The sequence below is a fragment of the Fischerella sp. genome, from assembly GCF_013388695.1.
GTDB lineage: Bacteria > Cyanobacteriota > Cyanobacteriia > Cyanobacteriales > Nostocaceae > PCC9605.
Genome location: NZ_JACAEU010000133.1, coordinates 1 through 13,043, shown reverse-complemented (window position 1 = coordinate 13,043; position 13,043 = coordinate 1). Strand labels below are relative to the sequence as shown.

Sequence of the window (13,043 nt, the reverse complement as noted above, 5' to 3'; positions counted from 1 at the left end):
GGGGCTTTGGTAGCCCAGCCTGCCCATATCGACGGCTAGACACCCCCTTGAGCGCGTTCACAATCTGAGAGACAGAAAGCTTAGGTGGATACTCGATTAGTGCGTGAACGTGGTTCCCTTCTCCATTGAATTCGAGTACATTGAAATTTATTTTCTTTGCCACCTCTCGAAAAGACTTTTCAATCAGGTCTAAGCTTTCGGCAGTGAAGACCGACCGACGATATTTAGTAACACAGACCAAATGAATTTTAAGGTCTGTAACACTATGTCTTTCTCTACGGAACTGGCTTGTCATTTTCTGTAGACCAACCTATAATCTAATAACAGACCAATTGTATCACGCGCATTTAGAGACCCCGTCCTTATTTAGAGACCCCGTCCTTAAGGACGGGGATTTATGAAAGCCAGATATCAGTATCGTTTCTACCCTACCGACCAACAACGACAGAGACTAGCTCAGTTGTTCGGTTGCGTTCGGGTAGTGTGGAATGATGCCCTGGCGATTTGTAAGCAGTCTGAGAAATTACCCAAGAATAGCGACTTGCAAAAGTTAGTGATTACTCAGGCAAAGAAGACAGTAGGGCGTGAATGGTTGGCAACGGTTTCTAATATTCCGTTACAACAGTCTGTTGCTGATTTGGGAGTCGCCTACAAAAACTTTTTTGATTCACTCAAGGGCAATCGCAAGGGTAAAAAGGTAGGCTATCCACGTTTCAAGAAGAAGACGGGAAGACAATCAGCGCGGTTTAGGATTGGCGGATTTTCACTCAAGGGTGAGGAGGTCTATCTTGCAAGGATTGGCAACGTAAAGCCGATATGGTCACGCTCTTTACCTTCTGAACCTAGCTCAGTCACGGTGATTAAGGATGCTGCAAATCGGTACTTCCTTAGCTTTGTAGTTGAGATTGCTCCGGCTGTTCAGCCTGTGATTAATCCGTCTATTGGGATTGATTTAGGACTCAAAGTATTTGCTGCTCTGAGTACAGGTGAGAAAGTCTACAGCCCTAGCTATTCCAAGCTAGACAGGCGAATCCGACGCAAACAGCGTAAACTTGCTCGTCAAGTCAAAGGAAGTAAACGACGCGAGAAAACAAGGCTGCAAATTGCCAAACTGCACAATCAAATTTCAGATACTCGCAAGGATTTCTTGCATAAACTGTCTAACCGCGTGGTTAACGAAAACCAAGTAATTGCGCTGGAAGACTTAAACGTTTCTGGAATGGTCAAAAACCGCAAGCTTTCCAGAGCTATCAGCTTGCAGGGTTGGAGAGAGTTCAGGGTTTTAGTTGAGGGTAAATCCCAAAAGTTAGACCGTGAATTCATTGCTATCAACCGATGGGAGCCGACAAGCCAAGTCTGCTCAGAATGTGGTTTCAAGTGGGGTAAGCTCGATTTGTCGATTCGCTCTGTTCTCTGCATCAATTGCGGTGCTGAGCATGATAGGGACGAAAACGCTGCAAGAAACATAGAAAAAGTCGGGACAGGGCATTGCCACGACTCTAAATGGACGGGGAGCGACAGTAAGACTACTTCGGTAGCGAGTTGCGTTGAGCCGTCAAGAATCACCGCTCCTTTAGGACGGTGAGTATGTCAAGCATTCCCCACACTAGCCATCCTCCGTATGCTACTGCTGGCACCCCAAAAGCTAAACCACCAAAAATACCATTCACTGACTCTGTCTGTTCCTGCTGAGTTTGCTTTTGGTTATAAGTCAGTGTTTCCACAGCCACCAGCATCAGACAAAAAAACCCAAAGGAGAACAGCAATCCAGCCGATATCTTTTTGATCAAATTCATAATTACACGACAAGATGTAGTATCTTGTCGCGATCTTAGCCTCACTTGCGAGTAGCTTCCAGTAAACGAGAGAAATAAAAACGAGTACGCGTCATCGCTTGTCGTTGCAATACAAAACCGTTTCTTTCCAGGATTTTTGCCACATCAGTCTCACGATGCAAGTAGGCGCGAGTCGCTTTACTTGGCCCCGGAAAGAAACTGCCAATTTTCTTTAGTATCGTTAAAGCACAGGTTTTGGGGGCAAAACTGAGAATTAGCCGCGACTGTGCCAAAGAACAGAGGTGAGAAATCATCTCATCTGCTTTTTCTTGGGGATAGTGGATGAGAACATCCAGACAAATAACCGTATGGTAGCTACCGCTTAACGTTTCTAAATCTTGCACTGCAAAAGTGAGATTTTCTGGATTTGGCAAGGTTTGAGAAGCTCTTTGTTTGCCTTCCTCCACCATTTTCTCTGAAATATCGCTAGCATAAACTTTTGCTCCTGCTTCTGCTAGAGGGATGCTGAGACTACCCACACCACACCCAGCATCGCAGATGGATAATTCTGCTAAGTTATTATCTGCTTTCAGCCAACTTAGCACTGTATCCACAGTTTGCTGATGTCCATTGCGGATGTCTAGCTGGACTTTGTTAACTTCACCATTACCGTATATACGTCTCCAGCGGTCAAAACCTGTGGAATTGAAATAATCTTTAACAATGGTTTTATCGTCGGCTGCGTTCATGAAACTCAATTATCGAATGGTTTCCAATGCTTAAAAGTATCATGTCTGCCAGTCAAGAGGAGATGGGGAGATCGGGCATTGGGAATTGGGAATAAGTGAAAATTATGAATGATGAACGCTGAATGCTGAAAATTTCATAATTCATAATTCATAATTCATAATTTTTATGCCCCTTCCCCCTATTATTCTTTGCCAAGTTAGTTCTTGGGTAGATTTATCAAAGTGCCAGCGCAATAATTGAGTAGCACAAGCACCAGAGGCTATACCTGATAAACCGATCGCCTTTCTTGGTGCTTCTGTAGCGAGTGCGATCGCCATTTCCACATCACATATTCCCCACTTGACTAAATTTTGCACTCCCACCAATAAAGGTAAAGTTGTCCCCGATAAAGTCCCATCCAACAGTCGTGCTGTCCCGTTTTTTACTTCTATTTGCCGACTGTCCCAAGGATAAATGCCATCGGGTAGTCCCAAAGGTGCTAAGGCATCACTAACCAGAAAAAGCCCCACCTCCCCTTTTTTCCCTTTTTTAAGAGGGGAATAGCTGGCACGTAGCAATATATCTAGCATCGTTGGGGAAACGTGTTGCCCATCAGCTATAAAACTACACATCACCTCAGGATGAATAATTGCTGCCCCTAATAATCCTGGTTCGCGGTGATGTAATGGTGGCATGGCATTAAAAGCATGAGTCACCATTGTTGCACCCAACTCAAAGGCACGTTGCGCTTGGGTTGCTGTTGCTTGTGAATGTCCTAAACTGACGGTAATACCCAAGGAACGCAAGTAGGGAATTACTTCTCCAGTGACATCTAACTCCGGCGCAAGGGTGATGATTTTAACAACATGAGCATAATCCCCTAAAACCCGCTTAACTTCATCTATTGTCAGAGGTAACAGATACTCGGCTGGATGTGCGCCGCGCTTTTGAAAATTTAAGAATGGCCCTTCTAAGTGCACTCCCAGTATTTTGGCAGTATTGATTGATGGGGTGATGAGGTGATGGTTCTCCCCACCGTTTGTCATAAACTCAGCGATCGCAGCAAGCGATCGCTGAATATTTTCCACCGAAGTTGTCACCAAAGTCGGTAAAAAAGCATCTACCCCCACATTCCACAAAAATTCGCAGATTTTTGGCAACAGGTGAGAATTTTCTGCTTGCAATTCGGGAAATGCTAAACCTAATGCGCCGTTAATCTGCAAATCAACACCACCCAAGGAAATGCGATCGCCCCCCACATCCAACACTTGCAAATCTGGTGGTGGAACTCTTTTGAAAACCGTACTCATTGGCAAGATTTGCTCGATTGTGCCTTGACGGCTAACCAACAGCATCTGCAAATCCTTGTAACCCGGCACTCGCGCGTTAACAATATCTATAGGGTAGGAGATTGTGCTTGATGTTACTTCAGTCATCACGCTGGCAAAAAAATTATGAATTATGAATTATGAATATGAAAGTTTCACCATTCAACGTTCATCATTCATAATTTTCACCTATTCCCAATCCCTAATTCCCAATTCTCAATCCCCAATCCCCCATTCTTATGACTCAACCTCTTATTGGCATTATCATGGGCAGCGATTCCGATTTACCTACCATGCAAGGTGCGATCGCAGTTTGTGAAGATTTTGGCGTTGCTGTTGAAGTAGCGATCGTTAGCGCCCATCGTACCCCAGAACGCATGGTGGAATATGCCAAGTCTGCTCACGAGCGTGGTATCAAGGTAATTATTGCTGGTGCAGGTGGTGCTGCCCATCTTCCAGGTATGGTTGCATCTCTAACACCGCTTCCTGTCATTGGTGTTCCCGTACCCAGCCGTCATTTACAAGGAGTTGATTCTTTGTATTCAATTGTACAAATGCCTGCGGGTATTCCAGTTGCAACAGTAGCGATCGGCAATGCCACAAATGCTGGGCTTTTGGCAGTGCAAATTCTTGCCACCCAAAAGCCGGAATTGCTGGAAAAAGTGCAACAGTATCGTCAAAATCTACGCGAAACAGTAATGGCAAAGCAAGCAATGCTGGAACAACTGGGCTATGAACAATATTTAAAGCAGATGCAATCAAGTTAAGAATCAGTGTAAATTTAAACACTATGAATTCAAAATTTGCATCTCCGGGAAGCCGCCCTGATGGGCGTCTACGTTTCCCCAAAAATAACTAAACAATTGCCAGCGAACACCCTTCTTTGCCTTGTCAATTCACATTAGATGTAAATTTTTCTCGAAATCATCTATTAAGTATTTTAAGAATTTTTGATAAAATTTTGAGAATGTTGTTAATTTTTTATCTTCATGTTGAGAAAGAGTTATAAACCAAGAACACAGACGTTTAATTGCCGGGTTTATATCCTACTAACAATATTAGACGTTTAAAAAACTGTATTTTAAGTTACAGAATGTTGAGAGGGTTTATTGTCAAGATTCTTTGCCAATCACTATGTAACTTTATTTGTTGCGATCAATTATCAAAATTTGGGAGTAATGTCAAAAATAAGTTTATTGAAGAGTCAGTGAAGGATACTTGACTGTTTCCGAAATTACATAATAATAATTTCTTAAGAATATCAGTAGTATCAACAGAAGTAGCGCCTACTTCTTGACTGCAAATTCGGTTATTCGATTCTCAAATTTTCAAAATACTGCTTATTGGAAACGAGAATCAGCGAGTTTTAATAACAAACTTGCTTAAATAACCAAATATCAAAAACAAATTGCTTAGTTTTGAAAGAGCGCTCTTTCTACTTAACGCATTTTTCCTGTTAAGGAAGGTTTAGAGCATGATGTTAAAGCACAGAAAAAAATCGAAAGCCAAAAATAGGCGACCGTCAGCAAGCTGGAACGCCCGTACAACACAATCAAACTCTATTGTCAATCAAATTTTCTGGGTAATTAGGCGGTTGTCTCCAAGTTGGCAAGCCTGTATTCCATTAGCTTGTTTGATTGTGCTGGGGTGGAGTTACGTAGCTGTTGCCCAAACTCCTGCCCCTGCTGGCCCAACTACAGCAGAACTAAAAGTGGCACTTGATACCTTGTGGGTAGCGATCGCCGCTTTTTTAGTAATTTTTATGAACGCTGGTTTCTGCATGTTAGAAACCGGTTTGTGTCGTCAGAAAAATGCTGTTAACGTTCTTGCCAAAAACTTGATTGTCTTTGCTCTGGCTACCGTTGCTTTTTGGGCGATCGGTTTTGGCTTCATGTTTGGCGATGGCAATGACTTTATTGGATTAAATGGGTTTTTCCTGCAAGGTGCAGATAACAGTCCCGCAACTGGAGATGCTTATAAAGGAGTATTTAGCGCTCTGAGTTGGACAGGTGTTCCGCTATCTGCTAAGTTTTTATTTCAGTTGGCATTTGCCGGAACTGCTGCAACTATTGTTTCCGGAGCCGTTGCTGAACGTGTTAAATTTGTTGACTTCCTAATTTTCAGCCTCTTACTTGTCGGTATTTCCTACGCACTCACAGGACACTGGATTTGGGGTGGAGGCTGGTTAGCAGACAGAGGTTTTTGGGATTTTGCCGGTTCAACAGTGGTTCACTCCGTTGGTGGTTGGGCTGCTTTGATGGGAGCGGCATTACTCGGGCCTCGGCTTGGTAAATATCAGGATGGGCAAACCGTTGCAATTCCCGGTCACAATATGAGCATAGCCACCTTGGGCTGTTTGATTTTGTGGTTAGGCTGGTTTGGATTCAACCCCGGTTCTGTAATGGCTGCCGATCCTGATGCTATTACCCACATCGCCTTGACTACCAACATGGCAGGTGCTGTTGGGGGAATTGCTGCTACAATTACAGCTTGGCTTTATTTGGGCAAGCCAGACTTGTCAATGGTCATCAATGGTATTTTGGCAGGCTTGGTTGCCGTTACCGCACCTTGTGCCTACATCACTATTGGCAGTTCTTTCTTCATTGGTTTGATTGCCGGAGTCCTAGTTGTTTTCGCCGTCACATTATTTGACAGAATTAAAATTGATGACCCCGTGGGAGCCATCTCGGTACACCTCGTTTGTGGTGTTTGGGGAACTTTGGCAGTTGGTCTATTTGCTGTTGGCCCTGGTGTTTATCCCTGGTATGCTGAGGGACTTGGCCCAGCCAGAGGTTTATTTGCAGGTGGTGGCATAGGACAGCTCATCACTCAGTTCCTTGGCGTTATTTCTGTGGGTGGAATGACCGTTCTCCTCAGCACCGTCTTCTGGCTTGCACTCAAGGCTACTTTAGGTATCAGAGTATCTCGTGAAGAAGAAATAGAAGGCTTGGATATTGGCGAACACGGAATGGAAGCCTACAGTGGATTCCTCAAAGAGGCTGAGGCTAGTGGTTTTACTGAACCAAGCAGTCCTAAAGGAATGTCACAACCAGGAGATTTACCCACAAGTCTGTAAGATGTAAAAGGGACTGGGGTTGGGTTTTCACTCGTAAAAATTATGTCCGGGGCAATAAAGCCCTCCCAAATTTTGGAGCACCCCAGTACCCAGTCTCAACATAAAACGTTGGGGATCTGTGTCAACAACTAACAACTAACAACTGTTTATTTAAACCTATCAACTGGAATAACAGCCCCTTTAAAGATTTGTCTTTAATATCAGGGGCGGTTTTTTTATGCGTAAGGTAAAAGAAGAAAGCAAATATAGCGATCGCCCCCTGCTCGACTACGCGCCTTGAAGTTGACACCAAATCCGAGCTACTCTTCGTACATAGCCAGTTACAAAGAAAATTGTGACATCATTCCAAAAGCCTTGTTCAGATAAAATTTGCTGTTTTCGCGCGAACCTACAATTTGGTTTGCAGCTTTTAAATCCTTCAGTTTTCTTTTCGTGCCAGTACCAAGCTCATTAAGCTATCAATTAAGCGATCGCGTGATAGGGGCATCAGTTCTTTCCCGTACAACATCTCCTGCACGATCGTGTGAGATACTAGGGAACCAAAAAAAATTTGCGCGATCGCCTCTGGATCGGCAATAACTAATTCTGGGTGAGCAGCAAAATATTTAACCAATAATTTCCGACCCTGTTGAATCACTGTTTGCGTATAAAGTTTTGCTAGTTCCGGAAAACGTTCTGACTCTGACACAATCAGCCGCAACAAAGGTATGTAGTCGGGGTTATCAGCAACTTTTGTAAAAAAAGTTTCAGCAAGCTGACGCAGAAACACCGCAGGCTCATCTTTAAATTCTTTAGCAGAAAACACACTACGAAAATTCGCAATTGTCACCCTTTCCATCAAAGCCTTGAACAGTCCTTCTTTATCTTGAAAGTGACTGTAAATGGTTTGTTTAGAAACCCCTGCTTCCGCACTCACCCGATCCATACTCGTGCCAGCATAACCTGCCTTCAAAAATACTCGCATGGCTCCTTGCAAGATTTGCTCCTGCTTTGGCGTGACAGCAGGTGAGCAGGCTTCTACAAAATTTGCAGATTCAGAGCCGAGAGCTTTGGACATGGATGTTAAATTTTTTGGCTATCTCCTGCTACATCATACCAAACAGTCTAGTATGATAGCCATACCCGCTATTAATATGGGGTACTACCATGACTCAGACTGCCCCTCAATCTACAGAAAATCTCACCGATGCTCCATTACCGCCTTCTAAACAAAAAGGCCGTAAAAAGCCAATTCCTTTACTTGTGGGGGTGCTGCTTTTAGCAAGCGCCATTGGCTATACAGCCTGGAGATTGCAACCACAAACACCAGAAAATTTGCTGAGATTCAGTGGCAGAATAGAGGGTTACGAAACCGGAATTGGGGTGAAACGTGTAGGCAGAATTGAATCTATCGCCGTGTGGGAAGGGTCAGCTGTTAAAAAGGGGCAACAGCTAATCCAGCTAGATGATAGTGAGGACAAAGAACTACAAGAGCAACTACGAGGCGCACAGGCGCGGGTAGCGTCTGCCCAGTCAGACGAACAGCAGGCACTTGCAGATGTAGAGCGAGTTCAAGGCGAAATTGAACAAATTAACAGTCAAATTCAGGAAGCAAAACTGAATTTGCAGCAGTCCCAAGGCGATACTCAAGGTCGGATTGACCAAGCACAGTCTACAGTAGCAGCAGCAAGAGCACAACTTGTACAGGCACAGGCGCAGGTGAAGCAAGCAGCGGCGGAGGTGAAATTAGCGAAAGTAAACCGCGATCGCTATGCCAAACTTGTAACTGACGGCGCAATCAATCAACAACAATTTGACCAGGCACAAACAGCATATGACACCGCGATCGCAACTCTAGAAGCGCGACGAGCAGCAGTCAATGCAGCACGTGAACAATTAAGTGCTGCTGAAGGTGCATTGACACAAGCCAAAACCACAAGTTTGAACCCCAGCATTCGCAACGCCCAATTACAAGCATTAAACAGGAGGCGACAGCAAAGCCTTGCTCAATTAAAATCTGCTCAAGCAAGAGTCAAATCTGCCCAAGCAAGAGTCAAATCTGCCCAAGCAGAGAAACAGCAAATTCTCACTCAAATTCAAGATGCCAAAAAAGACCTGAATGTTGTCAGTCCTCTCGATGGCGTAGTCACTGCCCGGAGTGTAGAACCAGGGGCAATTGTCAACAATCAAACCAATATTCTCACCATCGTCGATCCCAAAACATTGTATCTGCGTGGTTTTATTCCCCAAGGAGACATTGGCAAAGTGCGTCTGGGACAGACTACCAAAATTTTCTTGGATTCTGCACCCAACAGACCCCTCACAGGTAAAGTAATTGCAATTGATCCACAGGCATCGTTTACGCCAGAAAATATCTATTTTCAGAAAGATAGAGTTAGGCAAGTCGTGGGTATTCGTATCAGTGTTAATAACCCTGCTGGTTGCTTTAACCCTGAGCAACCTTACACTGGCGGAGATTTGCCCTGCGCCAAGATTGGAATGCCAGCAGATGCAGAGATTAATTTGAAAGAAAGTCAAGAGTCAAGAGTCAAGAGTCAAGAGTCATAAATTAAGAGTAACTTTGCGACTGAAGTTGGAGGTTAAACGAGTGGGGCATGAAACAGCAAGTCACAATTGTCACAGATAAACAAGACTATTACTCTAGTAAATCTACTGAAGCTATCTACGTTTATGGTTTGCATAAGCACTATGGTAGCCTAGCTGCTGTACGAGGAATTGACTTCACAGTCTACAAGGGTGAAATGTTTGGGCTAATTGGCCCTGACGGGGCCGGGAAAACCAGCACCTTTCATATTCTGGGGGGTGTGATGGAAGCAACAGCAGGAGAAGTGCGGATATTTGGTCAACCAGCACGAGATGCACGTTTAATAACTGGGTATCTGACACAGCAGTTTTCACTGTATCTCGACTTGAGCATTGATGAGAATTTGCGCTACACGGCAGGGTTGCGGCAAGTTCCAGATGATGTGTTATGGGAACGTCGCAATAAATACTTGCGGTTGATGAACCTGGAGAAATTTGGCGATCGCTTGGCAGGGCAACTTTCTGGGGGGATGAAACAAAAGCTAGCGCTGTGCTGTGCCTTAGTTTCCCAACCCGAAGTTTTGTTACTTGACGAACCTACTACGGGTGTCGATCCGGTTTCCCGACGAGAGTTTTGGGATGTGCTAGCAGAATTGTCAGCAGAGGGGATGACAATTGTTGTGGCTACACCCTATCTAGACGAAGCTGAACGCTGCGATCGCGTTGCATTAATGTACAGTGGAAATATTCATGAGATTGGTACACCCACTGAGTTACGCGCCAACTTGGGCTTATATCGCTTAGAAGTTCGCACGCCAAATTTAGAAATCGCCGAGCAAGTTTTATCAGAAAATGCACCTGCAAATATAGTAGATGTGCAGACATTTGGCGATCGCTTAGATGTCCTCGTTGAAGATGCAGCAATTGGAAAAAGCCAAATCAGGGAACTACTGCAACAACAGCAGTTACCTTCCCCCAATATCGAACATAACGAACCCACCCTAGAAAACGTCTTTGTTACCCGTCTGCGACAACAAGGTTCTGTACCAAAATTTTTTCCGTTTCCACGTTCCCGGAAAAGAGGAGGGGGAGACAATATTGGGGCAAAGGGCAAAGGGCATCGGGCAAGGGGCAATGGGCAAGAGGCAATGGGCATCGGGCAAGGGGCATCGGGCAAGGGGCATCGGGCATGGGTAAAAAAACCAATTCCCAATCCCCATTACCCCTTATCCCCAGAGGGGGCCCCACCTTCCCCAATTCCCAATTCCCAATGCCCAATTCCCAATGCCCATTCTCCAGACATCGCCATCTCCGCCCGCAACCTCAGCCGCGTCTTTGGTAAATTCCAAGCAGTTAAAAGCGTCAACATTGAAGTAGGTTATGGCGAAATCTTTGGACTTTTGGGAGCTAATGGGGCGGGAAAAACCACAACAATAAAAATGCTGTGTGGCTTATTGGAAGCTAGTGGCGGTGAAATTTCCCTTGGTGGCGAAACAGGAAATCTGCGGAGTGCTGAACTGCGGCGACGAATTGGTTACATGAGTCAGAAATTCACCCTTTATGACGATCTGACAATTCTGGAAAATCTAGAGTTTTACAGTGGTGTTTATGGGGTTCCTCGCAAGTTGCGCCGAGAAAAGATAGACTGGGTGATTGCCACTTGTGGACTAAAGGGACAGGAAGATATGCTCACCGGACAGCTACCGGGTGGTTGGAAGCAACGGGTTGCTTTTGGTGCTTCGGTGATGCACGAACCGGATATTCTGTTTTTGGATGAGCCGACATCAGGGGTAGATCCGCTGGCGCGTCGTCAGTTCTGGAAACTGATTAATGATTTTGCCCGCAATGGTACAGCCATATTAGTGACAACTCATTACTTAGAAGAAGCTGAACAGTGTAACCGTATGAGTTTTATGGTAGCGGGTGAAACTGTGGTGGAAGGCTCTCCTAGTTATATCAAAGCTTCTCAACCTGGACAACTGATAGAAATTGTTGTTAATGACAATCAAGCCGCCTCCAAGTTACTTAAACAACACCTCGACTCCTGGCGCGTCTCCATCTTTGCTAGTAGCTTACACGTTGTCCTCGATCGCCCTGAAACTGAACTGCCCTACATACGTGAACTTTTACAGTCTGCCAATCTCACCATAGAATCTCTTCGCCCCATTCCTTTCTCCCTAGAAGATGCTTTCATCGGCATAGTGGAACGGGCACAGGCGGAGTAGAGGAGGGGGAGAGTGGGCATCGGGCATTGGGCATTGGGAATTGGGAATTGGAAATAACCAGCAACCAACAACCAACAACCACCAACCACCAACCACCAACCACCAACCACTAACCACTAACCACTAACTACTAACAAAATATGTAATGAAACGAATTCTCGCCCAATGCATCAAAGAATTAGTCCAATTTCGCCGCGATCGCCTTACTTTAGCGTTAGCGTTTTTATTGCCATTCCTAACGCTATTGATTTTCGGGTTTGCGATTCGCTTGGAAAGTAAGAATATTCCCTTAATTGTCCAGGATTTTGACCGTACCAATCTTAGTAGCAGTTATATCGAGCGATTGTACGCCACAAACCAGTTTATACCATACAAATGGTCGGGTACAGATCCGGTAAGGGATGCTGTAGATCGCGGTATTGCCAAGGCAGCAGTGATTATTCCTCCTGAATTTAGCCGGGATGTTAAAGCAAGTAAAAATACTGAATTACAAGTACTAATTGATGCTACTGATGTCAACAATGCCCGTGTGATCAAAAACAGCATTCAACAAGTGACAAATTTCTTTATGCGTGACCAAGGGTTAGTACCTGCTACCAGTAGTATCACTCCCAAAATGCGCTTGTGGTTTAATCCTGGTCGGTTAGAGTCACTATACATTGTACCGGGAGTCTATGGTGTGGTTTTGTGGATTTTTCCCTCTTTACTAAGTGCGATCGCGATGGTGCGAGAGAAGGAAAAAGGCACTATTCTCCAAGTTTACACTTCTAGCATCAGTGCTACCGAACTTTTGCTTGGTAAAGGAATCGCTTATCTACTAATTGCCATTGCTGAAGCATTAGTATTAATGGTGCTGGGTTCGCTGATTTTTCATGTGGGTTTGGTAGCTGAACCCACAGCTTTGTTAATTGGTACTTTCTTACTTCTTACAGATAGTGTGATGTTTGGTTTGCTATTGGGAGTGCGGAGTAGCAATCAAAATTCAGCTGTTCAAGGCGTTGCTTTGATTGGTTTTATTACAGCTTTATTACTCTCTGGTTTTATTTATCCACTCAATAATATTCCTTTTCCACTTTCGCTGGTTCCTAATGTTGTTCCCGCTCGATATTACATTGATATAACCCGTGATGCATTTGTGCGCGGTACAGGATGGGCAGGAGTTTGGTTTGATTTAGTGATGCTAGCTATATTGGGATTGATATTTTTCAATATATCTCGTCGAGTTTTAAGTCGAATGCAATTGCCGAACTAAATAGATATGCAAAGGATGGCGTTGCTGAATCAAGATATGAATTTACAATTCACGGGTATGTAGAGACGTAGCATTGCTACGTCTCTACAATGATTTGGCATCGAACTACAAAAATGTATGCACACATAATTCATG

General features: G+C 44.4%; 11 protein-coding genes. 6 read left to right on the top strand and 5 right to left on the bottom strand.

The window, feature by feature from the left end; genetic code table 11:
* Nucleotides 1-295 (bottom strand): IS200/IS605 family transposase (gene tnpA / locus HXY43_RS17845; protein ID WP_290885468.1); only part of this gene is annotated, 295 nt, incomplete at its 3' end.
* Between the two features lie 102 nt (nucleotides 296-397).
* Here tnpA and HXY43_RS17840 point away from each other — a divergent pair.
* Complete coding sequence (locus HXY43_RS17840; RefSeq protein ID WP_290885466.1) at nucleotides 398-1,585, top strand: transposase; 1,188 nt, start codon at nucleotides 398-400, stop codon at nucleotides 1,583-1,585.
* Here the strand turns inward: HXY43_RS17840 and HXY43_RS17835 are convergent.
* From HXY43_RS17835 to nagA, 3 genes are all read right to left on the bottom strand, one after another.
* Nucleotides 1,563-1,796: a hypothetical protein gene (locus HXY43_RS17835; RefSeq protein ID WP_290885463.1), complete on the bottom strand. Its 234-nt coding sequence runs from the start codon at nucleotides 1,794-1,796 to the stop codon at nucleotides 1,563-1,565. The genes HXY43_RS17840 and HXY43_RS17835 overlap by 23 nt on opposite strands.
* Nucleotides 1,797-1,837: 41 nt before the next feature.
* On the bottom strand, nucleotides 1,838-2,524 hold the full coding sequence (bchM, locus tag HXY43_RS17830; RefSeq protein WP_290885460.1) for a magnesium protoporphyrin IX methyltransferase: 687 nt from the start codon (nucleotides 2,522-2,524) through the stop codon (nucleotides 1,838-1,840).
* Between the two features lie 141 nt (nucleotides 2,525-2,665).
* Nucleotides 2,666-3,940: an N-acetylglucosamine-6-phosphate deacetylase gene (gene nagA / locus HXY43_RS17825; RefSeq protein ID WP_290885457.1), complete on the bottom strand. Its 1,275-nt coding sequence runs from the start codon at nucleotides 3,938-3,940 to the stop codon at nucleotides 2,666-2,668.
* Nucleotides 3,941-4,071: 131 nt separating this feature from the next.
* Here nagA and purE point away from each other — a divergent pair, with 131 nt between their 5' ends.
* Entirely contained in the window at nucleotides 4,072-4,599 is a 528-nt protein-coding gene (gene purE, locus HXY43_RS17820; protein WP_290885454.1) for a 5-(carboxyamino)imidazole ribonucleotide mutase, read from the top strand.
* A gap of 710 nt (nucleotides 4,600-5,309) precedes the next feature.
* Nucleotides 5,310-6,908, top strand: coding sequence for an ammonium transporter (locus HXY43_RS17815; RefSeq protein WP_290885471.1), 1,599 nt, complete (start codon nucleotides 5,310-5,312; stop codon nucleotides 6,906-6,908).
* A gap of 418 nt (nucleotides 6,909-7,326) precedes the next feature.
* On the opposite strand, the gene HXY43_RS17810 is transcribed toward HXY43_RS17815, so the two are convergent.
* Nucleotides 7,327-7,965 carry a TetR/AcrR family transcriptional regulator gene (locus tag HXY43_RS17810; protein WP_290885451.1) on the bottom strand — a complete coding sequence of 213 codons (639 nt, stop codon included), beginning with the start codon at nucleotides 7,963-7,965 and terminating at the stop codon, nucleotides 7,327-7,329.
* A gap of 89 nt (nucleotides 7,966-8,054) precedes the next feature.
* On the opposite strand from HXY43_RS17810, the gene HXY43_RS17805 reads away from it, so the two are divergent.
* The 3 genes from HXY43_RS17805 to HXY43_RS17795 all read left to right on the top strand — a co-directional run bounded on the left by HXY43_RS17805 (nucleotide 8,055) and on the right by HXY43_RS17795 (nucleotide 12,908).
* Nucleotides 8,055-9,455 carry an HlyD family efflux transporter periplasmic adaptor subunit gene (locus tag HXY43_RS17805; RefSeq protein WP_290885449.1) on the top strand — a complete coding sequence of 467 codons (1,401 nt, stop codon included), beginning with the start codon at nucleotides 8,055-8,057 and terminating at the stop codon, nucleotides 9,453-9,455.
* A 47-nt stretch (nucleotides 9,456-9,502) separates the two neighbouring features.
* Nucleotides 9,503-11,656: an ATP-binding cassette domain-containing protein gene (locus HXY43_RS17800; RefSeq protein ID WP_290885446.1), complete on the top strand. Its 2,154-nt coding sequence runs from the start codon at nucleotides 9,503-9,505 to the stop codon at nucleotides 11,654-11,656.
* A gap of 145 nt (nucleotides 11,657-11,801) precedes the next feature.
* Nucleotides 11,802-12,908, top strand: a complete 1,107-nt coding sequence (locus HXY43_RS17795) for an ABC transporter permease (protein WP_290885443.1) — start codon at nucleotides 11,802-11,804, stop codon at nucleotides 12,906-12,908.
* The last annotated feature ends 135 nt before the right edge of the window (nucleotides 12,909-13,043 follow it).

What these genes read in the sequence shown, in the direction of transcription:
- HXY43_RS17840 (WP_290885466.1), top strand. Translation starts at nt 398, where the DNA reads ATGAAAGCCAGATATCAGTATCGTTTCTACCCTACCGACCAACAACGA.
- HXY43_RS17835 (WP_290885463.1), bottom strand. Translation starts at nt 1,796, where the DNA reads ATGAATTTGATCAAAAAGATATCGGCTGGATTGCTGTTCTCCTTTGGG.
- bchM (WP_290885460.1), bottom strand. Translation starts at nt 2,524, where the DNA reads ATGAACGCAGCCGACGATAAAACCATTGTTAAAGATTATTTCAATTCC.
- nagA (WP_290885457.1), bottom strand. Translation starts at nt 3,940, where the DNA reads ATGACTGAAGTAACATCAAGCACAATCTCCTACCCTATAGATATTGTT.
- purE (WP_290885454.1), top strand. Translation starts at nt 4,072, where the DNA reads ATGACTCAACCTCTTATTGGCATTATCATGGGCAGCGATTCCGATTTA.
- HXY43_RS17815 (WP_290885471.1), top strand. Translation starts at nt 5,310, where the DNA reads ATGTTAAAGCACAGAAAAAAATCGAAAGCCAAAAATAGGCGACCGTCA.
- HXY43_RS17810 (WP_290885451.1), bottom strand. Translation starts at nt 7,965, where the DNA reads ATGTCCAAAGCTCTCGGCTCTGAATCTGCAAATTTTGTAGAAGCCTGC.
- HXY43_RS17805 (WP_290885449.1), top strand. Translation starts at nt 8,055, where the DNA reads ATGACTCAGACTGCCCCTCAATCTACAGAAAATCTCACCGATGCTCCA.
- HXY43_RS17800 (WP_290885446.1), top strand. Translation starts at nt 9,503, where the DNA reads ATGAAACAGCAAGTCACAATTGTCACAGATAAACAAGACTATTACTCT.
- HXY43_RS17795 (WP_290885443.1), top strand. Translation starts at nt 11,802, where the DNA reads ATGAAACGAATTCTCGCCCAATGCATCAAAGAATTAGTCCAATTTCGC.